Raw genomic sequence first — 23118 nt, forward strand, 5'->3', positions numbered from 1 at the left:
CTTATGCCCCCCTGAAGTAAATCACGGATTTACCTCAGGGAGGCTCCCGCCTAGCGTGTTCGGCGGGCGGGCCAGCGCGGGCCAACCAGGCATTCGCCGCATCTCGCGGCGGTTCGAAGAGCTAGGAGATCAACCGATGGGAACCCTCGAGGGTCGCGTAGCGATCATCACCGGCGCCGGACGCGGCGTCGGCCGCGAGCACGCGCTGCTCTTCGCCCGTGAGGGCGCCAAGGTCGTCGTCAACGACCTGGGTGCCGCACCCGACGGCGCCGGCGCGGACGTCAGCGCTGCGCAGGCCGTGGTCGACGAGATCAAGGCGCTGGGCGGCGAGGCGATCGCCAACACCGACAGCGTCAGCGACTGGGCCAGCGCCAAGCGCCTGGTCCAGACCGCGATCGAGACCTTCGGCGACCTGCACATCGTGGTCAACAACGCAGGCATCCTGCGTGACCGGGTGCTGGTCAACATGAGCGAGGACGAGTTCGACCTGGTGGTCGACGTCCACCTCAAGGGCACCTTCGCGGTCACCCGCCACGCCGCCGAGTACTGGCGCGCTCAGGCCAAGGCCGGCATCCAGACCGACCGCACGATCATCAACACCTCGTCGGGCTCCGGCCTGCACGGCAACCCCGGCCAGGTGAACTACGCGTCTGCCAAGGCCGGTATCGCAGCGATGACCATCGTGGCCTCCAAGGAGCTGGAGCGCTACCACGTGCGCGCCAACTGCATCGCGCCGGTGGCCCGCACCCGCCTCACCGAGGCCACCCCAGGTCTGGGCGACGTCATGCGCGCCACCAAGGACGACGCCTTCGACGTCTGGGACCCGGCCAACATCTCGCCGCTGGTCGCCATGCTGGCCGTCGCGGACTGTCGGTTCAGCGGCCACGTCTTCCGGGTGATGGGCGGTCAGGTCGGCCTGTACAAGGGCTGGAACGTCATCGAGCAGTTCGAGAGCGACAAGCGCTGGACCGTCGAGGAGCTGACAGCCGCCACCGCGGACGTACCGGCCAAGCCCGACACGGAGATCCCCGGCTCGCACGTCAAGAGCCTGCGGAGCAGCTGACCATGGCGGACGACACCCAGCAGGCGCCGGTCGCGTTCGAGGTCCCGATCGAGTGCGGCAAGATCCGCGAGTTCGCCCGCGCGACGCTGTCGGACAACCCGGCGTACCAGGCGGCCGAGCCGGTCATCCCGCCGACCTTCCTGACCACCGCCGGCTTCCTCTGGCAGCCCACGGAGTCCAAGGCCCAGGCCCACCACGGCCTGGATCCGCAGCGGACCCTCCATGCCGAGCAGGAGTACGTCTTCCACGGCGCCCCGCCGCGGGCCGGTCAGGTCCTGACCGCCACCGCCCGGGTCACCGACCGGTATGAGAAGCAGGGCCGCCGCGGCGGCAAGCTGACCTTCGTCACGATGGTCACCGAGTTTCACGACGAGCACGGCACCCTGGTGGCCGAACAGCGCTCCGCCGCCGTGGAGACCTCCCAGGCACCCAAGGAGGACGGCCAGTGAGCACCGTCACCGTCCCCGCCGTGGGCGACACCGCCGAGCGGTCCTTCGGCCCGCTCACGGTGACCGACATCGTCCGGTACGCGGGCGCCTCCGGCGACTTCAACCCGCTGCACCACGACGAGGAGGCTGCCAGGGCGGCCGGCTTCGCCGGTATCTTCTCGATCGGCATGTTCCAGGCGGCCCTGGTCGGCACTCTCGCCACCGACTGGCTGGGCGCTGAGTCGATCCGCCGTATCACCACCCGTTTCAAGGAGCAGGTCTGGCCCGGTGACACCCTCACTGTCGCCGGCACGGTGAGTGCCGTCAGCCCGGCCTACGGCGGCATCGCCGTCGAGGTCGAGCTCACCTGCACCCGCGACACGGGCGGCGTGGCGATCGCAGGCTCTGCGGAGTTCCTTCTCCCCGCAGCCTGAGCGCGACGGGCCCACGCGCTCTGCACACGGCTGAAGGCGGCTTCCTCTCGCTGGGGGCCGCCTTCAGCCGTGTGCCGCTCTCCTACTCCTCCGGCTGCCGGGTCACCTCGCCGTCCGTCTCCGGCTGCTCGCCCCAGCCCACGAAGTCCACGACCTCCGCGAGCGGCGCTCGGACCGTCCGCAGCGCGTTGGCGGGCTCCCCGGGATCCTCATATCCGACGGCCATTCCGCAGAACAGCGCCAACTCCTCCAAGGGCTTCAGCACCTCGGCGACCACGTGCGGGTACCGGGACCACGCACCCTGCGCGCAGCTGGCCAACCCCTCCTCGTGCAGCAGCAGCATCACGGTCTGGAGGTAGCTTCCGAGATCGGCGTACTGGGCGGGGTTCATCCGCCGGTCGATGTAGCAGAACAGTCCGACCGGGGCGTCGAACAGCTGGTAGTTGCGGGCGAACTGACGCAGCCGGGCGGGCTTGTCCTCGCGCGGGATCCCCAGCGCGGCATAGAGTTGTTCGCCGTTCTCGAAGCGGCGCTCACGGTAGGGCGAATGCAGCCCCCGCGGGTAGCTGGGCCCCATCGGGGGCTGCTCGAGGGCGGGCACCCGGGCGAGGTCCGACATGGCCTGCTTCAGCCGGGCCAGCGGCTCGCCCGCCAGGGCGTACAGGCGCCAGGGCTGCAGGTTGCCGCCGGACGGTGCCCGGCGTGCCGTATCCAGCACCCGCTCGATCACCTCGCGGCCCACCGGGCGGTTGAGAAAGCCTCGGACCGAGCGGCGCCCCAGCACCGCCTCACGGACGTTCATCTCTGCACGCTCCTGCTCCCTGCTTCGGGGCAGGCCCGCGGACGGCGGCGCTCCTGCCTCCATGCGCCACGGCTGCCTGTGGTTCCGACAGCGCGCGGGTTCCGGTACGTCGCGGAGCACGCTGTCGCGGCCACGCACGTCAATACGGTCCCAGAGCCGCGCGGCCGGTTCGATGTCGTCTTCGTCACGCCCCGCCCACGGTGGGCCCGCGGAGATCACCGCCCCATCCGCAGCTGTCTCTCCCGGTACGGGCCCCCCGGCTTCGCAGCACAGCAGCGGGTCGCCTCCGGCACCGAACGGCGTTCAGCGACGACGGGCCCGGCACTTCGGCACGGTCTCTGTACGCACGGCGCCAAGTGAAGAAATATTCTCAATCTTTCTGTTCCGCAACCCTTGTGGCCTGTGACCTTACCTGCAAAAGTTCACGCCAATTAGCCGCCAGCCCAGCCGACGAGCGATCCGTCGACACGCCCGCCACACCCCCCGCGGGCCACGTAGCAGCGGCTGCACCCATCGGCAGGCCGGAGAGCCGCCGTGCGCGTCCCCACGTGCGCTCCCGCCCCTTCCTGCTCATGTCAACCCTCGCGAAAGGTACGGAACATGAGGAAATCCACCATTGCCTGCACCGTCGGCGCAGTCGTGCTCGCCGCTGCCTCAGGAGCCGTGCGGTTCGCCGTACTTCCAGCGGTCGACAGAGTTCCTGACGGTCTCGACGCCAAGGTCCGATTCACCGGTACGGCAACTCTGCTCAACAAGGAGGCGCTGGGGACCGGGGCCTCGCCCACGCCGTGCTCAAGGACGTCCCGGTCACCGCGGTTCGCGAGGTCCGGGTGACGGACGTCCAGTCCGGCGCTGCCCGGTTCGACGATCGCACCACGGTGACCGGGCCGGGTGGCAAGGCTGTTGCCGGGACTGCCCGCGTCTGGGCCGTCGACCGCCGCAGCCTTGCCCCCGCCGAGGGGCCGGCGTCCTGGGGTGCGCTGCCCCACCAGGGGCTGGCCGCGGGCTTCCCGCTGCACCCCGAGCCGCACGACTACGCCCTGTGGGACGCTGCCACCGCCACTGCCTCCACCGCGCGCTACACCGGGACGGAGACCCGTGCCGGACACCGCGCCTACGTCTACGAGGTCAGCACCACCGGCCCGGTCGCCGACGCCAGGACCAAGGCGGCGCTGCCGCCTGCGCTCCCGACACCGTTGGTGGCCGGCCTCTCCCAGAGCCTTCCGCAGAACGACCAGGACGCCCTCAAGGGCGTCCTCGCCTCCTCGCCGAAGGCGGTGCCGCTCAGCTACCAGGCCCAGGACACCGCAACCGCCTGGGTGGACACGAAGACCGGCGTGGCCATCGACCAGAAGCTGCGTCAGGCCGTAGTCGCCCAGGTAGCCGGCGCCTCCGGGCCGGTCACCATCGCCCCGGTACTCGACCTCAGCCTGGCCATGACCCCTGACTCCGTGAAGGAGGCCGCCGACCGCGCGAACACCGCTGCCACCGCCCGCACCCTGATCGGCACTGTGACCCCGCTCGTCCTGCTCGCCCTCGCCGCCATCCTGGGCGTCCTCGCCGCACTGCTGGGGCGCCGCCGCGACGCCGTACTGAAGGGCGGCGCCCAGACGCGGGAGAACGCAGTGCAGGCTCCGGAGCCCAGGGACGACGGCGCCGGGACCGACAAGACCGACGACGCCGACGGGGAAGCAGCAACGCCCGAGTCGGAGCAGCCCACCACGACCGAATCCAATTAGGGCGCGTATTCGATTGTGATCAATGGGCGGTCCGCGTGAGGTCCTTGATCCAGATCATCGACGCGCGAAGGTGGAGGCCGGCGAGGTAACTCTTGGGCGTCTTGTCATAGCGAGTCGCGACGCCTCGCCAGGCCTTCAGCTTGTTGATCAGGCGCTCGACGGTGTTCCGCTCCTTGTAGAGGTCGGCGTCGTGGCCGACAGGTCGGCCGCCCCTGCCGCCCTTCTTCTTCCGGTTGGCGGCCTGGTCCTTCTTCTCCGGGATGACGGCCTTGATGCCGCGTTTCCGCAGATAGGCGCGGTTACCGCGAGACGAATACGCCTTGTCCCCGGCAACCGCGTCGGGCCGGGTGCGGGGACGACCGACGGGCCCCCTGACCCGTACCTTCTCAAGCACGGGGATGAACTGTGGGCTGTCCGCGGCCTGCCCTGCGGTCAGGGCGAGCACCAGCGGGCGGCACTTCCGGTCGGCGGCGACATGAATCTTGCTGGTCTGCCCGCCCCTCGAGCGCCCGAGCAGGGCAGCCTTCAATCGAAGCTTGTGCCGGCGCCGGAGGCGTCGTCGCTCGTCCCGCTCGGGGTCGTTTCCGGTGTCCTGCCCGTCTTGTCCTTCCTGGTCGCCCCCCTTTGCCGGGCCTTCTCCTCCTCGACGGCGGCCTTCTCCAGGGCGGTGAGCACGTCCTCAGTCAGGTGCATCCCGGCAGCGTCGTGGTGCGCGCGTGCGGTGGTCGAGTCCACACTGACCAGGGACAAGTCCACCTCACCCCGCTTTGCGGCCTCCGCGATCAGGCCCTCCAGCAGGGCTTCGAACACGCCGGTGTCACGCCACTGCCGGAACCGGTTGGAGACGGTCGACCAGGCACCGAACTCCGTCGGCATCTCCCGCCACTGCCCGCCCGTCTTGAACCGCCAGATCACGCCCTCGAACTGCTGCCGCAGCCGCTCAGGGTATGGCCCGTACTCACCTATCGGCAGGTACGGCTCGACGAACTCCCACTCCGCGTCGGTCAGTTGCACCTGTGTCATGCAAGACGATCTACCGGATCAGACCCCGTGGCGAGGGCGAATCCCGCAGATTGATCACAATCGAATACGCGCCCTAGCACTACCCACGCGGCGAAGAGGCCCCCGCTGCACGGGGGCCTCTTGCGTTCGGCGGTGCCTCATCCGTCCTGAGCACAGTCGCGCAGCGGCGATTCGGAGGCGACGAAGCCGACCCCCAACTGCCTCGGGCCCAGGTTGGACACGATGCTCGAGACGGCGGCATCCCTCTGGGCGACGTCGACGCCGTCGGGTTCGGACCGGTCTGCATCCGCCGGTCGGGGTGCAGTTCCCGCGATCGCGGCGGGCAAAAGACAGTGCCGGTTGCCGACGCGCTCCTCCAGCCGGCCCCATACGGCTCCTCAGGCGGCGGTGATGCGGAGGCGGGCCCGCTCGAAGAGGCGGAGCGCCGCGGTGTGCAGGCGGTCACCGGTCTCGACGGGTGCCTTGCCCGCGCAGGCGCGGGCATGCGTGCCCTCCAGAAGGATGCCAAGCTTGAAGCAGGCCAGTACCTCGTACCAGGCGACCGCTTTCAGGTCGCGGGTGGTCCGCTCGGCGCAGCGGGCCGTCAGTTCTGCACCGGTGGCCAGGCCGCCGGCCCCGGCCAGCGTGCCGCCCAGGGGGCTGCGGCCCTCCTCGTCGGGCCAGGTGGCCAGCAGCCAGCCGAGATCGAGGAGCGGGTCGCCGACGGTGCACATCTCCCAGTCGACGACCGCCGCGACCTGCGGCCCGGTACGGGAGAACATCACATTGGCCATGTGGTAGTCGCCGTGGAGCAGGCCCGGAGCCCATCGTGTGGGACGGTTGCGCTCCAGCCAGTCCGCGACGGCCGGGATCCCGGGGATGCCGGGGCCTGGCCAGCCCCGGTGCTCCGCGTAGGAGTCGAGCTCCCGCAGCCAGCGCGGGACCTGGCGCTCCAGGAATCCCCTGGGGCGCCCGAGGCCTGCCAGCCCGACGGCAACATGGTCGAAAGTGCCGAGAGCGGCGAGGGCGTCCACCATGGCCAAGCCCATCCGGTGGCGTACGGCAGGGTCCGCAGAGTGCAGCGGCGGCAGCTCGACGCCGGGGTTGAAGCCGTCGACGGGCTCCATCAGATAACCCACCGCCCCACCGAGCACGGTCTCGTCCTCGCAGGCCGCTATCAGCCGGGGGTGCGGCACCTCAGTGGTGGAGAGCGCCGCCATTACCCGGATCTCCCGGCGCAGCGCGTCGTTGCTTGGGGGTCGGAGGTACCAGGGGCCGCGGCGGAGCACGAACTCCCGTCCGCCGCGCTCGAAGCGGACCATCACATTCTGGGTGCCGCCGCTGATCGGACGCAGTCCCTCGAGGGGACTGTCGGCGGCCAGCCCGGCGCCATCCATCCATCGGGCGAGGGCCGCGGTGTCGATCCGGTTCACCGGACACCGCCGTCCAGCCGGAGCACCGCGCCGGTGCAGAAGGAGGACGCCGCGGACGCGAAGTACAGCACCGCTCCGACTACTTCGTCGGCCTCGCCGCATCTGCCGAGCGCATTGCGTTCGAACTCGGCGCGGATCTCGGAGGTCCAGGCGGCGGAGATGTCGGTGAGGAAGGGGCCGCACTGGATGGCGTTGACCCGTACCTTGGGGCCGAAGGCCTGCGCGAAGCCTTCGGTCAGCACTTTGAGCCCGGCCTTGGCCGCCGCGTACGGCAGCGCATGGGCGTTGGGGCGGATGCTTTCGATGGAGGTGATGTTGATGAGCGATCCTCCGTCGCCCTCGGCCATCCGGGTGCCGATCAGCGAGGCGAGCCGGAACGGACCCTTGAGGTTCACCGCGATGACCTTGTCGAAGAGGGCCTCGCCGTGCTCGGCGAGGCTCGGGTACAGCGGGGAGAGGCCGGCGTTGTTCACCAGAACGTCCACCCGGCCGAACTCCCGGTAGGCCGTCTCCACCAGGGCGTCGCACTGCTCCCAGTCGCTGACGTTGCACGCCACCGGGAGGGCGCGGACCCCGTGGGAGCGGTGCACCTCTTCGGCGAGCCGCTCGCAGTTGTCCAGCTTGCGGCTGGCGATGACCACGTCCGCACCGTTGGCCGCGAAGGCCTCGACCATGGCCTTTCCCATGCCACGGCTTCCTCCGGTCACCACGGTCACCTTGCCGGCGAGATCTGCTGCCGTTGCCACTGCCATGTCCGTTGCTCCTCTCAGCTCTCGGCGACGACGGCGCGCCCGATCAGGTCGGCGAAGCGGGCCCGGGCCCGCTCCCGTGCGCTCGGCAGATGGGCGGAGGGCCACAGGCCCTCGTACGGCTGGTAGCCGCGCAGCAGGTCGCGGGCGACGGTGACCTTGTGGACCTCGGTCGGCCCGTCGGCCAGCGCCATCGACTCGGAGTGCAGCAGCATCCGGGTGAGCGGCATCTCCTCAGAGAGGCCAAGCGAGCCGTGCAGGTGCATCGCCCGCATCACCACATCGTGCAGCACCTTGGGCATGGCGGCCTTGACCGCGGAGATGTCCTTGCGGACCTTGCGGTAGTCCTGATGCTTGTCGATCAGCCAGGCGGTGCGCAGCACCAGCAGACGGAACTGCTCGATCTCGATCCAGCTGTCCGCGATCCTCTCCTGGGTCATCTGCAGGGATGACAGACTGCCGCCGCGGGCGCTGCGGGAGACCACGCGCTCGCACATCATGTCGAAGGCCTGGCGGAGCTGTGCGATGGTGCGCATCGCATGGTGGATACGTCCCCCGCCGAGCCGGGTCTGGGCAATGGCGAAGGCGGCGCCCTCCGCGCCGAGCAGATTGGCGGCCGGAACACGGCAGTCGGTGAACCGCACGTAGGAGTGGCTGCCCAGCTGGTCGCCCTCGCAGGTGTGGACATCGCGCACGATCTCCAGTCCGGTCGTGCCGGCCGGGACCAGCAGCATCGACATGCCCTGGTACGGGTCGGCCTCCCGGTTCGTGACGGTCATTACGATGAACAGGGCGGCGTGCCGGGCGTTGGTGATGAACCACTTCTCCCCGTCGATCAACCAGTGGCCGCCCTCACGGCGGGCAGTGGTGCGGAACAGGGTCGGGTCCGCGCCGCCCTGCGGCTCGGTCATTGCGAAGGAGGTCGAGATCTCACCGTCGAGGAGCGGTTCGAGCCACTCCTTCTTCTGTTCCGGGGTTCCGAAGCGGGCCAGGATCTCGGCGTTGCCGGAGTCCGGCGCCTGCGAACCGAAGATGGTGGGGGCCCAGCGGGACCGGCCCAGGATTTCGTTCATCAGGCCCAGCTTCACCTGGCCGTACCCGGGACCGCCGAGCTCGGGGCCGAGGTGGCAGGCCCACAGCCCGCGGGCCTTGACCTGGTCCATGAGCGGCCGGACCACGGCCACGGTGGCGGGGTCGGACTTGTCCGCGGTGTCGCCCAGAAGCAGGTCGAGCGGCTCGATTCGTTCGGTCACAAAGGTGTCGATCCAGTCCAGTTCGCGCTGGAAGTCGGGATCGATCTCGAAGTCCCAGGACATGTTGACCCCTCACATGGCAGCGATTTAATGCGATCACATTAAACTCTCGGATAGGCGCTAGCATGGTGATCATGACCACACGGAGAGCAGCCACGGACAGCCCGGCGCCGCGTGACACTCGCGGCAGCCTGATCCGGGCCGCGGAGCAGCTCTTCGCCGCCCGCGGTGTCGACGGCGTCTCCCTGAACGAGATCAACCGCGCAGCCGGGCAGCGCAACCCCAGTGCGCTCCAGTACCACTTCAGCGACCGGGCCGGGCTGCTCCAGGCCGTACTCGACAAGCACAACCCGGGGATCGACGCCCGCCGCGACGCCCTGCTCCAGCAGTGCCGGGGATTCGGAACCGAAGGCGACCTGAGCACCCTGGCCGCGGCCCTGGTGCTGCCTCCCGCCGCCAAGCTCGCCGACCCGGACGGCGGCCGGGCCTTCCTGCGGATCACCGCAGAGCTGCTCACCCGCCCGGTACCGCTGATCGACGCGATCTGGGCGGACCGGCAGATCGGCAGCATCACCACCTGGCGCCGGCTGCTGGAACCGCTCCTGCCGCCCGAGTCGACCAACATCCTGCACACCCGCTTCACGGCCATCCGCTTCTGCCATGTCGAGCTCGCCGCCCGCGCCGCGGCCGATCCCCGCCCCGACGACCGGCTGTTCACCACCCGGTTGGTCGACCTGGTCACCGCCCTGCTGGCGGCCCCGGTGTCGCAGCAGACCGCGCGGCTGCTCGAGGAGCGTGGCGCCCGCAAACGGCCCGTATCCTGACGCCCGAGGTGGATGTCGGTTGCCGGTCAGCCTCTCGGCTGTAGTCGGCCGAGCTTGTTGACTCCATCGTTCACACTGATTCGCACTCCCGGCTATTCGCTGAGAGGGGACGTCCACAGGTCGCATCCGTTCTCTTCCGGCCATGCGATTGATTTCGCGGGAGTGTTGACGAAGACCCACGCGAGCCGTGCGTGTACTCGCACGTTCACGGCGGCGACGAGGTCGGCGGGCCCTGGGGGCGCCTCCCAGCCGCCACGCTGAGGGAGATGCCGCACCGACGACAGGAGAAGGTGTCCCGGGTGGGACGGTTGCCCCGCTCGATGTGTGGGGGCGGTGAGGTCTGCGCCGACGCAGAAGTCCCGATCGGCACCGTGAGAACGACCACCTGCGCGGCGACGACGGCGACCTGTTCGAGCCTCCGGGCCAAGTCCTCAACGAGCAGCACAGAGAGCGTGTTGCGCCGGCCGGGGCGGCACAGGGTGAGGAAGCGCCGCCGTCGGCCACCTGGCAGTCGACGGTGCCGCGGGAGGAGGTCATGCGCGGGCTCCGGCCAGGACGTCGAGGGCGAGGGTGTCGTCGGCGTCGCGCGAGAGGGAGACGGTGATCCGGGTGCACAGCCCGCCGAAGCGCTCGTGGAGGGCCTGGCCGACCGCCTGGGGCTCTCCCGTGAGGGCGAAGGTGTCGAGAACCTCGTCGTCGATCAGGCGGCCCATCTCCTGCCAGCAGCTGCGGGTGGAGAGCTCGTACAGCTCCTCATGGAGGCCGCCCCAGCCATGCAGGTCGAGCACGGCGCGGTAGGCGGGGGTGGAGGCGTAGAAGGCGATCCGTTCCCTGGTGGCGGTGAGGGCGGCGGCGTACTCCTCCTCGGTGCGGCCGGTGGCGACCAGGGCGGTGCCGACGATGTCGAAGGGCTGGGCCTCCCGTCCCGCTCCGGCACGGGCCTGGCTCACCGCGGGAAGGGTGACCTGCCGCAGGTACTCGGCGGAGGTGAGGGCGTGGCAGATCAGGCCGTCGGCGGCCTCGCCGGCGACGGCGGTCATCCTGGGACCGACCCCGGCAAGCCAGATCCGCGGCGGGCCCGATGCGAGCGGGCCGGGGTCGAACATCGGCGTCATCAGGTTGTGGGTGTAGAAGTCGCCACGGAAGTCCAACTTGTCGCCGGTCTGCCAGCTGTGCCAGATGGCCCGCAGCGCGGCGGTGAACTCCCGCATCCGGGCGGCCGGCTGTGACCAGGGCATGCTGTAGCGGCGGGTGATGTGCGGTTTGATCTGGGAGCCCAGACCGACGATCGTCCGGCCGTCCGACAGCCGCTGGACGTCGTAGGCCGCGGTGGCCACCGTCATGGGGTTTCGGGCGAGGGCGACGGCGACCCCGCTGGCCAGCTCCGTCCGCCGGGTTCGGCTCGCGGCCATGGCCAGCTGCAGGAAGGCGTCGTGCCTGGCCTCGTTGACCAGGAAGCCGTCGGCGCCGTACTCCTCGGCCAGGACTGCGGCTGCGGCTGCCTGCTCGATGCGGCCGGTGAAGGTGTGGTCGACTTTGAGGGACGGTCCGGTCATGTGGCGCCTCCGGTGGGCAGGCCGGCCGGCTCAGCGGGCCGCTCGCGATGGGCCTCAGGGGGCCGAGCAGGCTCCGCGCGGCGCGGACGCGGCGGTAGGACGGATGGGCGGGGTGCTCCCAAGGACGGCAGTGCGCTCGCCCGTCCGGGCGTCCAGCACGTTCCGCCGGACGGCCGGGCGGCCCGGCTGGCGCGCTCCGCCTGGTCCACCAGCTCGTGGGCGAGGAGCGCTCGCTGGGCGACGGTGCGGCTGTTGCAGGAGACGCTCAGTCGCTCGTGTCCAAGGACGGTGGGTGCGACCTTCCGGCCCCGCGGCCTCGACGGCCCCCTCGTCGAAGACGCGGGCACTCCTCGGGCACGCGCTGGCCGCCGAAGGCCCGGGGGCGGAGATCCTGGCGAGCCCGGCCTCGAATGGGCCCTGCGGTAGGCGGTGGCCCGGCCGACGAATCCGGTGGGGCCCACGAGCAGCTGCGGCGCCTCGCGGTACAGGAAGTCGCGTACCCGAGCGCGGAATTCGGAAGATCTGGAGTGCGCACGTGCCAGCTCCCAGTGGGTGGGGACATCAGGCGGCGGGGGAAACGCGGACAAGTTAACGGAGGATATTGTCGATGTCCACATCGACATCTCCTTCCTGCCGCCGTGGCCAGACTTCACCATGGGGCTCCACTCGCCGAACCATGGCTAGATCTGCAGATCGTGCCGCCTTGCGCTCAACATCGAAGCCGGTAGTGATTGACACATGTGTGCCGCAGGCCACACAGTGACCCTCGCCACGCAAATGACGCGTATGCTCCGCTGCCTGCTGCAGCTCGCGGCGCGCGAACTGCTCGCGAGGCCCCACCCCCCCTCAGCATGGCCACTTGACCGACAGCGCCGCCGACCACCCTGGCGGCCGAGGAGGATCCATGTCCCGCACCGCACCCGGACCCGAAACAGCTGAACAAGCGCCCACGGGCGCCACCCCGTCACGCAGACGGGCCTGGCTCATGGCCGTCCTGCTTTTCCTCTTCATCGTCGTGAACTTCGCAGCCAAGGCCGTGCTGGGCCTGGCCGCCAAGCCGATCACCGCGGAACTGGGCCTGAGCGCCACCCAGTACGGGGTGATCTCCAGCGTCTTCTTCCTCGTCTTCTGCCTGGCCGCGGCCGGCGGAGGAGTGCTCGCCGACCGTGTGCCCTCCCGCTGGCTGCTGCTCGGCATGGCCGTCGTCTGGGCCCTGACCAAGTCTCGATCGTGGCGGCAGCCGGCTTCGGAGTGATCCTCGCCAGCCGGGCGGTGCTCGGTGCTGCGGAGGGCCCGGCCGCTCCGGTGGCGATCCACGCCCTGTACAAGTGGTTCCCTCCAGAGGCCCGGGCCCTGCCCAGCGCCCTACTGCTCGCCGCCGCCCCGCTCGGCGTGGTTCTCGCGGCCCCCGCCCTCGGCTCCCTGATCACCCATCACGGCTGGCGCTCCGCGTTCGTCGCCGTGATCGTGCTGGGCGCCGCCTGGTCGGCGGCCTGGCTGCTGCTCGGCCGTGACGGTGACGAAGCCTCGAACACGGCCCCGCACGGGCCCGAGGACCCCGGCACCAACGACGAGATCCCCGGTGTCCGCTACGGCGCGGTACTGCGCACGGGCACGTTCCTCGGCTACCTGGTCCCCTCCTTCGCCGCCTACTGGGCGACCGCGCTGGCGCTCTCCTTCCTGCCCGCCTACCTCGAGGACACCCTCGGCTACGACACCGCCGGAGCCTCCAAGCTGGTCGCCCTGCCGTGGCTGCTCGGGGCGCTGGCCCTGATCGGTTCCGCGTTGCTGATCCCACGGCTGCTGCGCCGCGGGGCCTCCGAGCGGGCGGCCAACAACGGCATGGCGATCGTCTCCACCGGGTTGTCCGGCCTGGCCCTGCTGGGTCTCGTGTACGGTCCGGCCGGCTGGCTCCGAATCACGTGCCTGGTGCTGGGCTTCAGCCTGAGCGCCCTGGTCTTCCCGGTGGCGATGACCGACTTCGGCCGACTGTCACCCGCGCGGCTGCGCGGTGGGGTGCTGGGCGTCTACGCCGCGGCCTACTCGCTCGGCGCCGTGGTTGCGCCACTGGTCACCGGCAGTCTGCTGGACAGCCACGGTCACACCGCCGCGGCCTACAACACCGCCTTCGTGATCACTGCGGTGCTACTGCTCGCGGGCGCCGCCTCGATCGCGGCCTTCGTCGACCCGGAGCGGGACCGCGCCCGACTCCTCGACCGATCCACCACCTCTCGAAAATGATCATACTTGAGATTCTCAAGAACGGCTCCAATCGGCCCGCGTTCACCCATAAGGCTGGACAGCTGCCATACGACAGATTAACTTAACTCTCGTTGCACAGCTGCGTGCCGTCATCCCGGGTACGTCCCCCCTCCGCCCGGGCCCGGCGGGCCGTGGCATGCGGCAGCCCACATGGCCCGGGCTCTCCCTGCGGGGCCGCACAGTGGCACACTGTGCGGCCCCGCAAGTCCCGACGACCACGCAAAGGACTGCCGGACCCATGACGCAGCAAAGGACGAGCGCACGCCCGGCCGGAATCAAGCCCGCGACCTCGCAGGTGTACGAGACCGCCGACGGACGGGTCAGGCTCACCGTCGAACGTCCGGGCGAGCTGAGTCGGCTCCTCGTCCTCCTCGGCCGCGAAGACCTGGTCGCCGACCCGCGTTTCGGCACCCCCGCCGCCCGCGCGGCCAACCGCACGGCACTGGTGGCCGAGGTCGCCCGCGAACTGCGTGGGATGCCCGCGGAGGAGTGCTGCTATCTGCTGTACGCCGCAGATCTGCAGGCCGAGGCGATCTGACCCCGCCGCGAGATCGCCGGCCCACAGCTTCTCGGGAGGCACAGCCCATGACCACCACTGTCCGATACGAGATGGCGGACGGCGTCGCCACCGTCGCCATGAACCGACCGGAGCGCCGCAACGCCTTCAGCCGCGAGATGATCGGCGCCGTGATCGAGGCGCTGCAGCGGGCCGAGGCCGACGACCAAGTGCGCGCCGTGGTCGTCACCGGCACCGGCGGCCATTTCTCCGTCGGCCGCGACCACGGCGGCCCCGTCGAGAGCCGGTTCGTCCAGGGCGTCAGCGTGCAGGCCGACCGCGCCCGGCTGCTGGATGCCTCCCGGGTCACCACGGTGCTGTACGAGATGAACAAGCCCACCGTCGCCGAGGTCCGCGGCGGCTGCGCCGGGGCCGGAATGGCCATCGCCCTCGGCTGCGACCTGCGCTATGCGGCCGACGACGCCAGGTTCAACACCGCCTTCGTCGACGTCGGTTTCTCCGGCGATCTGGGCATGTGCTGGCTGCTCACCCAGGTCGTCGGCCCGGCCCGGGCCCGGGAACTGATGCTGCTCTCCCCCAGGCTCACCGCTGCCGAGGCGTTCGGCCGCGGCCTGGTCCACGAGGTGCTGCCGAGCGAGGAACTCGCCGGACGGGTCCGCGCCGTGGCCGCCCGTCTGGCCGGTGCCGCCCCCTTCGCCGTCACCGGGGCCCGCCGCAACCTCCAGGACGCCCTGAGCCGGTCGCTCGGCGACTACCTGCCCACCGAGGCCGACCGGCTGCTGCAGTGCGCCTACTCCCCCGACGCCGAGGAGGCCCGGCTGGCCTTCCTGGAGAAGCGCACCCCCCACTTCACGGGCGCCCGCTGAGCAGACTCCGACCGCAAGGCGACCGGCCGCCCACTGCAGTGCGGTGGACGGCCGGTGCCGTTGACAGGCCGTTGCCTACTCGGCACCGACGCCGGCCAGGGCGCGGGCCTCCATCTCGGCGTGGCGGTCCAGCTCGGTCCGGCGGCGGCTGCGGACGCTGCCCGCCCAACCGAGCAGGAAGCCCACCGGGACCGAGACCAGACCCGTGGTCTCCAACGGCCACCAGTGGAAGTCCTGGTCCGGAAGAAGTGCGACCGGGGTGCCGGAGACGTTGGGGCCGAAGACCAGCAGCACGAAGCAGCAGATCGTCCCCCCGTACATGGACCACAGCAGCCCGGTCCTGGTAAAGCGGCTCCAGAACAGGCTGTAGAGCAGCGCCGGCAGGATCGCCGACGCCGCAAGCCCTACCGAGAACCCGCCGACGAACTGAATGTCCCAGCCGTACAGGCCGACCGCCAGCAGCACGCTCACCGAGCCGACGAGGACGACGAACCAGCGCGCCACGCCCACCTCGTTGCCCTCGGCCAGCCGCCCGCGCCGGGAGGCGTGCGCGTACACGTCGTGGGCGAGAGTGGCCGCCGCGGCCAGCGTGAGCCCGGAGACCACGGCAAGGGTGGTGATGAACACCGCGGAGGCGACCAGGGTGTACAGGATGCTGCCCCCGGTGGTCTCGGGTCCGCCGGCGAGGTGGCCCGCGAGTTCCAGCAGGGCGCTGTTGCCGCGCGGGTCGGCGGCGACGATGTCCTTGGCGCCGACCAGCGCCGAGGCGCCGAGGCCCGCCACGATGACCGAGCCGCAGAAGGCCGCCACCATGAGCATCGTGTGCCGGGTCGCGCGACGGGCCTCCGGGCCGCTGCGGGCAACGTTGACCCGCATCAGCATGTGGGGGGTGCAGGAGGCGCCGGCGATCAGGGTGATGTACAGCGAGACGACGTTCAGCCGGCCGGTCACGTCCATGGGATAGAGCCGGCCGGGGCTGAAGTAGGCGTCAGGCAGCCCGCTGCCGCGAGCGGCGCCGTCGAGCAAGGCGGCGATGTCGAAGTCGAAACGGTCGAGCACCAGCAGGGCGATCGCCAGCATGGCGCCGAAGACCAGTACCGCCTTGAGGATCTGGATGAGGCTGACGCCCCGCATGCCCCCGTACGCGGCGAAACAGATCATCAGCGCCCCGATGAGCACGATGCAGACTTTGGCGGGACCGGGCCCCTCCAGACCGACGAGGCCGGCGACCGCCGTTCCGACGGCGGAGAGCTGGGACACGATGTACGGCAAGCAGACGAGCAAGGTGACCACGGCTCCGGCGATTCTGGTCGCACTGCCCGGTATGCGGGCCTCCAGGCTGTCGCCCAAGGTGAATCTGCCAGTGTTGCGCAGGGGCTCGGCGATGAGCAGCAGCACGCCCAGGGCCAAAACCGTGCAGATGCCCAGGGTGATCCCGTCGTAGCCGACCAGGGCGACCAGGCCGGTGGCGCTGAGGAGGGTGAGGGCCGAAACATAGTCCCCTGTCGCTGCGAGGGCGTTCTTCACCACCGAGAGCGAGCGGTTGGCGGTGTAGATGTCGGCGACCTCGTCGGTGTCCAGGCCGGTCATCACAGAGAGGAACAACGTCACGCCGATCACCAGCAGAAAGGCGGTCACCGGCGAGAGGGTGAAGGAACTGCTGTCGTAGTCCGCAGCGGCGAGGAGGCTCACCAGCCCTCCTCCCCCGACGGGACGGTGCGCTGGGCGCGCCACGCGGCGGCCTGCGGGTCGCTGTGTGCGCGGCAGCCGCGGTCGTACTGCACCGAACTGACCGCCAGCACGGTGCCCACCACCATGAACAGCACCAGGCCGAGGCTGAGCGGGCCGGCCACCCGATCGGCGAGGGTGTCGCCGAAGGTGAGCGAGACGAGCAGCAACATGCCGGCGCTGATCCCGTTGGTGACGACAAAGCGGCGGCGCAGCCTGCCGGCGGTGGTCTTCAGCCGTGCCAGGGCCGGGTCGACCTGCGGACCTTCAGGGGGTGATGCACCGGCACTGCCCGGTGCGTAGTCGAACAGACTCATCGTGATCCCGTGCGAGGGTGAGGGAAAGTGGGAGTGTGACCGGGTCCTGACGAGAGTTCAGGCCGGGTCCGGGAAACGGAACCACGCAGTCGGCGCCGTCACGAGACCTTGCCTCGATCTCTGTCGGCCGTGACAGTGCTCGCGCAGCCGGTTGTGGCCGGCCACAACCGCACGCGGTGCCGTCCGAACGGACGATCCGCCATGCGTCCCGGGCCAGGACGAGTTGCACGACGTCCCGTGGGCGCGCGAGAGTCAGGCCTGTCGACTGCTCCAGCCGTCGCAGCCGATTGCGCACGGTGTTGCCGTGGCAGAAGAGTCGGGCTGCCGTCTGCGGCACCGAGCCCCCGCAGTCCAGCCAGGCATCGAGGGCGCCCAACAGCAGATCGCGGTCATCCGGGTCCAGCCCCTCCAACGGACCGAGGACCTGCTGCTCGAGTACTGCCGCCAGGTCGGGACTGGCGGCCACCAGCGCCGCGGGCAGCCGCCGTTCCAGTTGGGCCACCTCGCCGCCGGCGCTGCAGGTGCGCAGCGCGAGTACGGCGAGCCGGGCGGCCTGGGGCAGCTCGGCCAGGCCGTCCACCTCCGAGCTGATGCCGATGCGAGCGCCAGGGTTTCCCGCCAGTCCGGCCGCCAGTTCGCCGGTGGGGCGGTCCGCCAGATGGGCCACCAGCAAGTCGTAGTCGACCCGCCGGGTACGCAGCACCCGGATTCCCGGCAGCCGCGGGCAGAGGGGACGTGCTGCTGGGAGGAGTGGCCCGTTGGTGCCGTCTACCGCCGCAATGGCGTATCGACCGGCTTCGGGCAGGCCGAGACGGACGGCAATGCGAGCGTGGTCGTCGGGGTCCGCACGGCCGTCGAGGAGGATGTCGAGCAGAGCCCGCACCCGTGCGCCGCGCTCGGCCGCGACCGTCCGGGCCGCCTCCCGGTAGGCGTCCGCAGCAAGTCGGCTGTCGCGGTCGAGGAGTTCCCAGACCGCCACCGCCTCGTGGACCAGCTGCGGGACCTGCTCGGGTGCGTGCCTGGTGACCACAGCCACGACGGCCTCCCAGATGACGGTGCCCGCCACGCGGTAGCCGTCCGCCAGGGCATCGAGCGGGAATTCCTGCTCGCCCCGGAGCCGACCCAGGGCCCCGGCGTGGTGCGCCGAGGCGTCGCGCTGCCCAGGCCGGGCGAGCGAGCGGAGGGCTGCCTCGATGCCGGACCGGGCCTGTTCCTCCAGGTCCCGAGGCGCCCGGCGCGGGTCACCGTAGGCGGGAACCTCATGTCGAAGCCGGGCCACAAGTTCCTCCAACACCTGGGGCAGTCCAGCCCGTACCCGCTCGGCCGACCAGGCCAGCAGGACCCGTGGACCGGTTCCCTGCGCACCGCTCGCCGTCGCCGACCGGCTGCCGGAATTCTTAATGGGTGTGTCCTTCACCGGTGTCCTCTCTGTCGTCTCCCTCGAACCCGGACGGCGACTTCAGTCGGCCGGACGCCTCCCGATCGGCTCGCCCCGAGGCGCCTCAACACCTAAGCGATAGACTCTGCCTTTACTTTGCATGCGAGCACTTCGCGCTGCGCAACGTATGATGCCGTAAAACTTGGCACATGTGCGCCATCGTCTCATCGTCTGCCTTACTTCTGTCCAGACGATCGATTCACTCCAGGCTCCGGCGAGATCGCCCGCGACCCAATAGCTTGGGTCGCACGCGGCGTCCATTGACGAGTGTCGGACCAGGGTGCTCCATGTCATGCGCACGTCTCTTCATCCATGGCACGGCACGTTCGTGCGCTCGGGATCCCCGTCTCCGGACCTCTCAGAAGGAGCACCGGATGCGCCTTGTGCGCAAGCGGCGGCTCCCCGATCATCTCGATAACCGTCCAGGTCTCCTACGACGACAACGCAGCCTGGCAGGACGCCGCCCTGACCGGTGGTCCCCGCAGTGAGTACCAGGCCACGGTGCACCACCCGGCAGCGGCCGACACCGACGGCTTCGTGAGCCTGAAGATGAACGCGGTCGACGCCGACGGCAACAGCACCGTTCAGACCCTCAACCACGCCTACGCACTCAAGGGCTGAGCCACCCGTACGTCGGCGGCCGCCCGGACCTCCGCCAGGAGGCCGGACGGCCCGTCGGCGCCGCCTCTCCGACACCGGCCGAAACGAGCGGAAAGCAGGAACAGGAGACCACGGTGGACACCACCACGCTCACGGCGGCCGGGCTCGACGACGAGGAGGAGCGCGCCTATCGCGCTCTGGTCGCCACCGGCCCCGGCGACGAATCCTCACTCGCCGCCGCACTGGGGATCCCGCCATCGGCAGCCGCCGCGGCGCTGAAGCGTCTCACCGAACGGGCCTCCCCGCCCGGCTCGACAACGGGCGCTTCACCGCGGCGCCGCCCAAGGTCGCCCTTGCGGCGCTGCTGATCGCGCGTTCCGAGGAACCACGGTGCAGGTACGCCACGTTGCGATAGCTGCTCCAGGATCACCGCCGCAGCGAGCAGCGGGACAGCGGCGACGGATCCCTGGCAGTGGTCGGTGCCGAGGCGATCCGGACCAGGATCGACCAGCTCCAGAGCAGCGCCCGGCGCGAGATCCGAGCCTTCGTCCGACCGCCGCTGGTCACCCCTGCGCCCAGCGACGATGTCGAGAGAACCCTGGCGAGCCGCAGCGTACGACATCGGGTCGTCTACGAGCAGCCTCTGCTCGACGCTCCATCGGTGATCCCGGTGATCCGCCAGGCACTCGAGCGCGGCGAGCACTTTCGGCTGGCGCCCCGTCTGCCGGTTAAGCTGCTGGTCATCGACGACCGGGTAGCCGTCGTCGGCGATCCCTACACCCCACCGGGGGCGGAGCCCTGCGTGCTGGTGACCCACCATCCGCTGCTGGTCGAGCTCTGCGTGGCGCTCTTCGAGCGGCTCTGGGACGACGCGGCCCCCGAGCAGCCGTCCGACGACGAGGGCGCGCCGGCCGATCCAGAGGACCGGCTGCTGCTCTCGCTGCTTCTTGCAGGGCTCACCGACCAGGCGGTCGCGGTCCGCTCCGGGCTGGGTCAGCGCACCGTCCAGCGCAGGGTGAGTCAACTCATGCAAGCAGCCCGGGTCGACTCGTGGATCCAACTCGGCTGGCAGGCCGCACGCCGCGGCTGGCTCTGACCCGGACGGCACACCGTCGCCGCGGTGCGCGACCGCGATGCCAAGTACTGTCAGTCCTTCAACGCCGCATGCGGGCCGAGGAGATGGAGATCCTCACATGCGTCGCAGGTCCCTCGGATGAACGGCACTGCGAGCGGGTGATCGGCAGCATCCGGCGCGGGGTCCTCGACCACGTCCCGATCCTGAACGAGGCCTACGTCCGACACGTCTTGACCGTCTACGAGCGGCACCACAACGAGCCCCCACCGAACCGCAACCAACTGCCTCCGGGCGCTGACCATCAGCCTGTCGCCGTGCACGAGCTCGAAGACCGCAGGCTCCTCCGCACCCGCATCCTCGGCAGCGTTATCCACGAGTATCGCTATATGGCTTGCCCTGCCGCGACGACTTTGCGAGCCCCACGCGATCCTCCGAGCCGTTGACGAATCGGATGACAGGGCCGTACAGCTCATGAGAACACGGTGTCGCGTCGTCAGGCCATCCGGGTCGCCTCGCGACGTTCCCATCCACAACATGGTCGAACTTACGGCCTGTCGGAAGCTACGATCTGGTCAGCCGACACCGCTTTCCCCACAACCAGACGGGTGCGAGGTTCGCAAGAAAGCCGTCTGCCGAAACGGTGGACACCCAGGCGATCGGCCGTGGCACCACCACGGCCGTGAGCAGCTTGTAGAAGGCGCCTGGGTCCATTGCGTCGGGGTCGTAGTCGATGCGCATGGGGCCAGTATCGCGGCAGGGAAACCTGCAGCGTAACAGCCACACGGGTGCGTCGGCGCCCGCCGGGTTCAGCGGAGAGTGTCCGGTGTCGGCAGGCCACGAGCAACCGGAGCACGCCCTTCATGACGCAGCCGCCCGCCCTGTCCGTATGGGATGACTTCGAGATCCCCGCCCATGTCCGCAACCGCGGCATCACTCTCAACATCCACGACCAGTTGTCCGCGTTCGTGCCGCAGCGGCCCGGGGCATACCTGCGGATCTCCTCGGACCGCTTCGGTCTGGAGGCAGGCGTCGAGCGGCAGCTGGAGGACTCCGAGGACACCCGCACCCGACTCACCTGGGGGCCCTTCGCCAAGGTCTACAAGGAGAACGACACCTCGGCGTTCAAAAAGAAGAAGATCATTCGTCCGGACGGGTCGATCGACTGGGTGGTGATGCGGCCGAAGTTCCGTCAGCTCCTGGCCGACCTGGCCGGCGGGGTCATCGACGGGGTGGTCTTCTACGACCTTGACCGCCTTGTGCGTCAGCCGCGCGACCTGGAAGACCTGATCGACGTCGTCGAGTACGTCAAGCGCCCGATGATCGGCGCCACCGGCGGCCGGGGTGGGTCGGTGGCGGCGGTGGCGGCGGTGACGGCAAGAAAGGCGTGAGCGAGCATCGCGAGGGTGACCCGGCGGTGCCACGAGGTCCAGCGGCGGACCTGGTGTTCGTCCAGGCCGGTCAGTCCCTTGCTGGCCTGGAACGTCTCCTCGACCGTGCAGCGCCGCCCGGCGATCCGCACCGGTTGCCACCCGGTTTGTGGCCGGCCTGCAGGCTGCGGGCCGACGTTCACCGCGATCGGTTCAACTGCGGGCACTCACCAAGGGCCGTGGAACGCGGAGCCCGTATGACGCTCAGCCGCCGTCGGCGAGGGCTCGGCGAATGCGGGCGAGCCCGAAGGCGAAGGCGTGTTCCGGATCGCCGCCGAGGCGAAAGGCGCCGGCCAGTTCCATCTGGATGAAGCCGGTGGCCCAAGCGGTGACCAACCGGGCCGCCGCCAGCACCTCGTCCTCGCCCACGAGTGCGCGCGAGGCGGCCAGCAGCGGCGCAGCCGCCTGCTCCAGTGCCTCGGGGGAGGCGAGGCCGCCGAGCAGCAGCCGGAAAGCCTGTGGATGCTCGTGCGCGAACGCGCGGTAGGCGTACGCGAGTTGCTCCAGCGAGCCGTTGGTGACGGTGAGCCGTGCGTCCAGTGCCTCCAGCGCGTCCTGCGCCACAGCGGCGAGTAGCGTGGCGCGGTCGCGTACGTGCTTGTAGAGGGAGGGCGCCCGTACCCCGACCCGGGTGGCGACGCGCTGCATGGTGAGACCGTCGGGACCGTGTTCTTCCAGGAGGTCGCGCCCGGCTGCGACGATCCTCGGCAGGGAGGTCTTCTCCGGGGTCGGCATACGCGGCACCTCGCTCTTTCGCGGAAAGCTATTGACCATAGCCATGATAGCTAAGTAGCGTAGGCATCGCATAGCCGAGACCTCGAATCCAGCCCAACCTCGCTGTCACATACCGGAAGTGATCCCATGGAACTTGCTCCGCACCTACACCGGCTCGGCACCGATGTGGTGGCCTGCTACCTCCTCGACACCCCCGAAGGCATCACGCTGATCGACGCCGGCCTCCCCGGCCACTTCAACGACCTCCAGCAGGAGCTGCACACCCTAGGTAAGACTCTGGCCGACATCCGCGGCCTGGTCCTCACCCACGGCGACAGCGACCACATCGGCTTCGCCGAGCGGCTGCGCCGCGAGCACGGCGTCCCGGTGTACGTGCACAGCGCCGACGCACACCGCGCGCGCACCGGCGAGAAGCCCAAGACCCCGTCGGGCCCGATGCGGCTGCTCCCCACCCTCGGCTTCTTCTGGTACGGGCTGCGCAAGAACGGCCTGAAGGCCGAATACCTCAAGGAGGTCACCGAGTTCTCCGACGGAGACGTGCTCGAACTGCCCGGCAGCCCGGTCATCGTCGCTATGCCAGGCCACTCGCCGGGCAGCGTCGCCGTCCACCTGCCGTCCGTGGACGCGGTGTGCGTGGGCGACGCACTGACCACCCGTCACGTACTCACCGGCCGCACCGGACCGCAGCCGGCCCCCTTCACCGACGAGCCGGCCGAGGCCCTGGCCTCGCTCGACCGCCTGGCCGAGCTCAAGGCCTCCTGGGTCCTCCCCGGCCACGGCACCCCCTGGAACGGCACCCCCGCCGACCTCGCCGACGCGGTCCGCGCCGCAGCGCACTGAGCGACTTCCGCGCCCACGCGGTCACGTTCC

The 23118-nt window shown here is 70.1% G+C and carries 24 protein-coding genes and 3 pseudogenes; 14 read left to right on the forward strand and 13 right to left on the reverse strand.

Going from position 1 to position 23118, the window contains the following annotated elements; translation table 11 throughout:
* Nucleotides 1-136 precede the first annotated feature (136 nt).
* The 3 genes from AB0761_RS03925 to AB0761_RS03935 are packed head-to-tail and all read left to right on the forward strand — an operon-like array spanning nucleotide 137 to nucleotide 1925.
* Complete coding sequence (locus AB0761_RS03925) at nucleotides 137-1063, forward strand: SDR family oxidoreductase (RefSeq protein ID WP_377267495.1); 927 nt, start codon at nucleotides 137-139, stop codon at nucleotides 1061-1063.
* 2 nt (nucleotides 1064-1065) lie between these two features.
* A complete protein-coding gene (locus AB0761_RS03930; RefSeq protein WP_377267496.1) occupies nucleotides 1066-1512 on the forward strand; it encodes a MaoC family dehydratase N-terminal domain-containing protein in 447 nt (148 codons plus the stop codon).
* Nucleotides 1509-1925, forward strand: a complete 417-nt coding sequence (locus AB0761_RS03935; RefSeq protein WP_377267498.1) for a MaoC/PaaZ C-terminal domain-containing protein — start codon at nucleotides 1509-1511, stop codon at nucleotides 1923-1925. Before AB0761_RS03930 ends, AB0761_RS03935 begins: the two co-directional genes overlap by 4 nt.
* Before the next feature lie 82 nt (nucleotides 1926-2007).
* Here the strand turns inward: AB0761_RS03935 and AB0761_RS03940 are convergent, their stop codons facing one another.
* On the reverse strand, nucleotides 2008-2727 hold the full coding sequence (locus AB0761_RS03940; RefSeq protein WP_377267499.1) for a nitroreductase: 720 nt from the start codon (nucleotides 2725-2727) through the stop codon (nucleotides 2008-2010).
* A gap of 788 nt (nucleotides 2728-3515) precedes the next feature.
* Between AB0761_RS03940 and AB0761_RS03945 the strand changes: the two genes are divergently transcribed.
* Nucleotides 3516-4466, forward strand: coding sequence for a porin PorA family protein (locus tag AB0761_RS03945; RefSeq protein WP_377267500.1), 951 nt, complete (start codon nucleotides 3516-3518; stop codon nucleotides 4464-4466).
* Nucleotides 4467-4485: 19 nt separating this feature from the next.
* Here the strand turns inward: AB0761_RS03945 and AB0761_RS03950 are convergent.
* The 4 genes and pseudogenes from AB0761_RS03950 to AB0761_RS03965 form a co-directional block, all read right to left on the reverse strand.
* Nucleotides 4486-5489: pseudogene (locus tag AB0761_RS03950) on the reverse strand (IS5 family transposase).
* 377 nt (nucleotides 5490-5866) lie between these two features.
* Complete coding sequence (locus AB0761_RS03955) at nucleotides 5867-6901, reverse strand: phosphotransferase family protein (RefSeq protein WP_377267502.1); 1035 nt, start codon at nucleotides 6899-6901, stop codon at nucleotides 5867-5869.
* Entirely contained in the window at nucleotides 6898-7653 is a 756-nt protein-coding gene (locus AB0761_RS03960) for an SDR family NAD(P)-dependent oxidoreductase (protein ID WP_377267504.1), read from the reverse strand. The genes AB0761_RS03955 and AB0761_RS03960 overlap by 4 nt, the downstream gene beginning before the upstream one ends.
* 14 nt (nucleotides 7654-7667) lie before the next feature.
* Entirely contained in the window at nucleotides 7668-8966 is a 1299-nt protein-coding gene (locus AB0761_RS03965) for an acyl-CoA dehydrogenase family protein (RefSeq protein WP_377267506.1), read from the reverse strand.
* 71 nt (nucleotides 8967-9037) lie between these two features.
* On the opposite strand from AB0761_RS03965, the gene AB0761_RS03970 reads away from it, so the two are divergent.
* A complete protein-coding gene (locus AB0761_RS03970) occupies nucleotides 9038-9727 on the forward strand; it encodes a TetR/AcrR family transcriptional regulator (protein WP_377267508.1) in 690 nt (229 codons plus the stop codon).
* 533 nt (nucleotides 9728-10260) lie between these two features.
* Here the strand turns inward: AB0761_RS03970 and AB0761_RS03975 are convergent.
* Nucleotides 10261-11283, reverse strand: coding sequence for a TIGR03617 family F420-dependent LLM class oxidoreductase (locus AB0761_RS03975; RefSeq protein WP_377267510.1), 1023 nt, complete (start codon nucleotides 11281-11283; stop codon nucleotides 10261-10263).
* Nucleotides 11284-12268: 985 nt separating this feature from the next.
* Between AB0761_RS03975 and AB0761_RS03980 the strand changes: the two genes are divergently transcribed.
* From AB0761_RS03980 to AB0761_RS03995, 4 genes are all read left to right on the forward strand, one after another.
* On the forward strand, nucleotides 12269-12538 hold the full coding sequence (locus AB0761_RS03980; protein ID WP_377267512.1) for an MFS transporter: 270 nt from the start codon (nucleotides 12269-12271) through the stop codon (nucleotides 12536-12538).
* A complete protein-coding gene (locus AB0761_RS03985; RefSeq protein ID WP_377267514.1) occupies nucleotides 12514-13524 on the forward strand; it encodes an MFS transporter in 1011 nt (336 codons plus the stop codon). Before AB0761_RS03980 ends, AB0761_RS03985 begins: the two co-directional genes overlap by 25 nt.
* Before the next feature lie 157 nt (nucleotides 13525-13681).
* A complete protein-coding gene (locus AB0761_RS03990) occupies nucleotides 13682-14083 on the forward strand; it encodes a CoA transferase (RefSeq protein ID WP_377267516.1) in 402 nt (133 codons plus the stop codon).
* A 47-nt stretch (nucleotides 14084-14130) separates the two neighbouring features.
* Nucleotides 14131-14928: an enoyl-CoA hydratase/isomerase family protein gene (locus AB0761_RS03995; protein WP_377267517.1), complete on the forward strand. Its 798-nt coding sequence runs from the start codon at nucleotides 14131-14133 to the stop codon at nucleotides 14926-14928.
* A gap of 75 nt (nucleotides 14929-15003) precedes the next feature.
* On the opposite strand, the gene AB0761_RS04000 is transcribed toward AB0761_RS03995, so the two are convergent.
* The 3 genes from AB0761_RS04000 to AB0761_RS04010 are packed head-to-tail and all read right to left on the reverse strand — an operon-like array spanning nucleotide 15004 to nucleotide 18390.
* The gene (locus AB0761_RS04000; protein WP_377267518.1) at nucleotides 15004-16620 is read right to left on the reverse strand and encodes a cation acetate symporter; all 1617 of its coding nucleotides are present in this window, start codon (nucleotides 16618-16620) and stop codon (nucleotides 15004-15006) included.
* The gene (locus AB0761_RS04005; protein ID WP_377267520.1) at nucleotides 16617-16973 is read right to left on the reverse strand and encodes a hypothetical protein; all 357 of its coding nucleotides are present in this window, start codon (nucleotides 16971-16973) and stop codon (nucleotides 16617-16619) included. Before AB0761_RS04005 ends, AB0761_RS04000 begins: the two co-directional genes overlap by 4 nt.
* A complete protein-coding gene (locus tag AB0761_RS04010; protein WP_377267522.1) occupies nucleotides 16924-18390 on the reverse strand; it encodes a PucR family transcriptional regulator in 1467 nt (488 codons plus the stop codon). The genes AB0761_RS04005 and AB0761_RS04010 overlap by 50 nt, the downstream gene beginning before the upstream one ends.
* Nucleotides 18391-18792: 402 nt before the next feature.
* Between AB0761_RS04010 and AB0761_RS04015 the strand changes: the two genes are divergently transcribed.
* The 3 genes from AB0761_RS04015 to AB0761_RS04025 all read left to right on the forward strand — a co-directional run bounded on the left by AB0761_RS04015 (nucleotide 18793) and on the right by AB0761_RS04025 (nucleotide 20107).
* Nucleotides 18793-19032, forward strand: a complete 240-nt coding sequence (locus AB0761_RS04015; RefSeq protein WP_377267523.1) for a hypothetical protein — start codon at nucleotides 18793-18795, stop codon at nucleotides 19030-19032.
* A gap of 113 nt (nucleotides 19033-19145) precedes the next feature.
* Complete coding sequence (locus AB0761_RS04020; protein WP_377267525.1) at nucleotides 19146-19379, forward strand: helix-turn-helix domain-containing protein; 234 nt, start codon at nucleotides 19146-19148, stop codon at nucleotides 19377-19379.
* 104 nt (nucleotides 19380-19483) lie between these two features.
* On the forward strand, nucleotides 19484-20107 hold the full coding sequence (locus tag AB0761_RS04025; RefSeq protein ID WP_377267527.1) for a TrmB family transcriptional regulator: 624 nt from the start codon (nucleotides 19484-19486) through the stop codon (nucleotides 20105-20107).
* Between the two features lie 50 nt (nucleotides 20108-20157).
* Here AB0761_RS04025 and AB0761_RS04030 read toward each other — a convergent pair whose 3' ends face one another.
* A complete protein-coding gene (locus AB0761_RS04030) occupies nucleotides 20158-20460 on the reverse strand; it encodes a hypothetical protein (protein WP_377267528.1) in 303 nt (100 codons plus the stop codon).
* A gap of 229 nt (nucleotides 20461-20689) precedes the next feature.
* Nucleotides 20690-20824, reverse strand: a pseudogene (locus AB0761_RS04035) (flavin reductase family protein); the annotation flags it as partial.
* A gap of 122 nt (nucleotides 20825-20946) precedes the next feature.
* Here AB0761_RS04035 and AB0761_RS04040 point away from each other — a divergent pair.
* Nucleotides 20947-21474, forward strand: coding sequence for a recombinase family protein (locus tag AB0761_RS04040; protein WP_377267529.1), 528 nt, complete (start codon nucleotides 20947-20949; stop codon nucleotides 21472-21474).
* Here the strand turns inward: AB0761_RS04040 and AB0761_RS04045 are convergent.
* Both AB0761_RS04045 and AB0761_RS04050 read right to left on the reverse strand, forming a co-directional pair.
* Nucleotides 21420-21638: pseudogene (locus tag AB0761_RS04045) on the reverse strand (IS701 family transposase); the annotation flags it as partial. The gene AB0761_RS04040 and the pseudogene AB0761_RS04045 sit on opposite strands and share 55 nt — an antisense overlap.
* 79 nt (nucleotides 21639-21717) lie before the next feature.
* Nucleotides 21718-22248, reverse strand: coding sequence for a TetR/AcrR family transcriptional regulator (locus tag AB0761_RS04050; protein ID WP_377267530.1), 531 nt, complete (start codon nucleotides 22246-22248; stop codon nucleotides 21718-21720).
* A gap of 126 nt (nucleotides 22249-22374) precedes the next feature.
* Here AB0761_RS04050 and AB0761_RS04055 point away from each other — a divergent pair, with 126 nt between their 5' ends.
* Nucleotides 22375-23088, forward strand: a complete 714-nt coding sequence (locus AB0761_RS04055; RefSeq protein ID WP_377267532.1) for an MBL fold metallo-hydrolase — start codon at nucleotides 22375-22377, stop codon at nucleotides 23086-23088.
* The last annotated feature ends 30 nt before the right edge of the window (nucleotides 23089-23118 follow it).

Origin of the sequence: Peterkaempfera podocarpi, from assembly GCF_042466665.1 — a bacterium.
Lineage (GTDB): Bacteria > Actinomycetota > Actinomycetes > Streptomycetales > Streptomycetaceae > Peterkaempfera > Peterkaempfera podocarpi.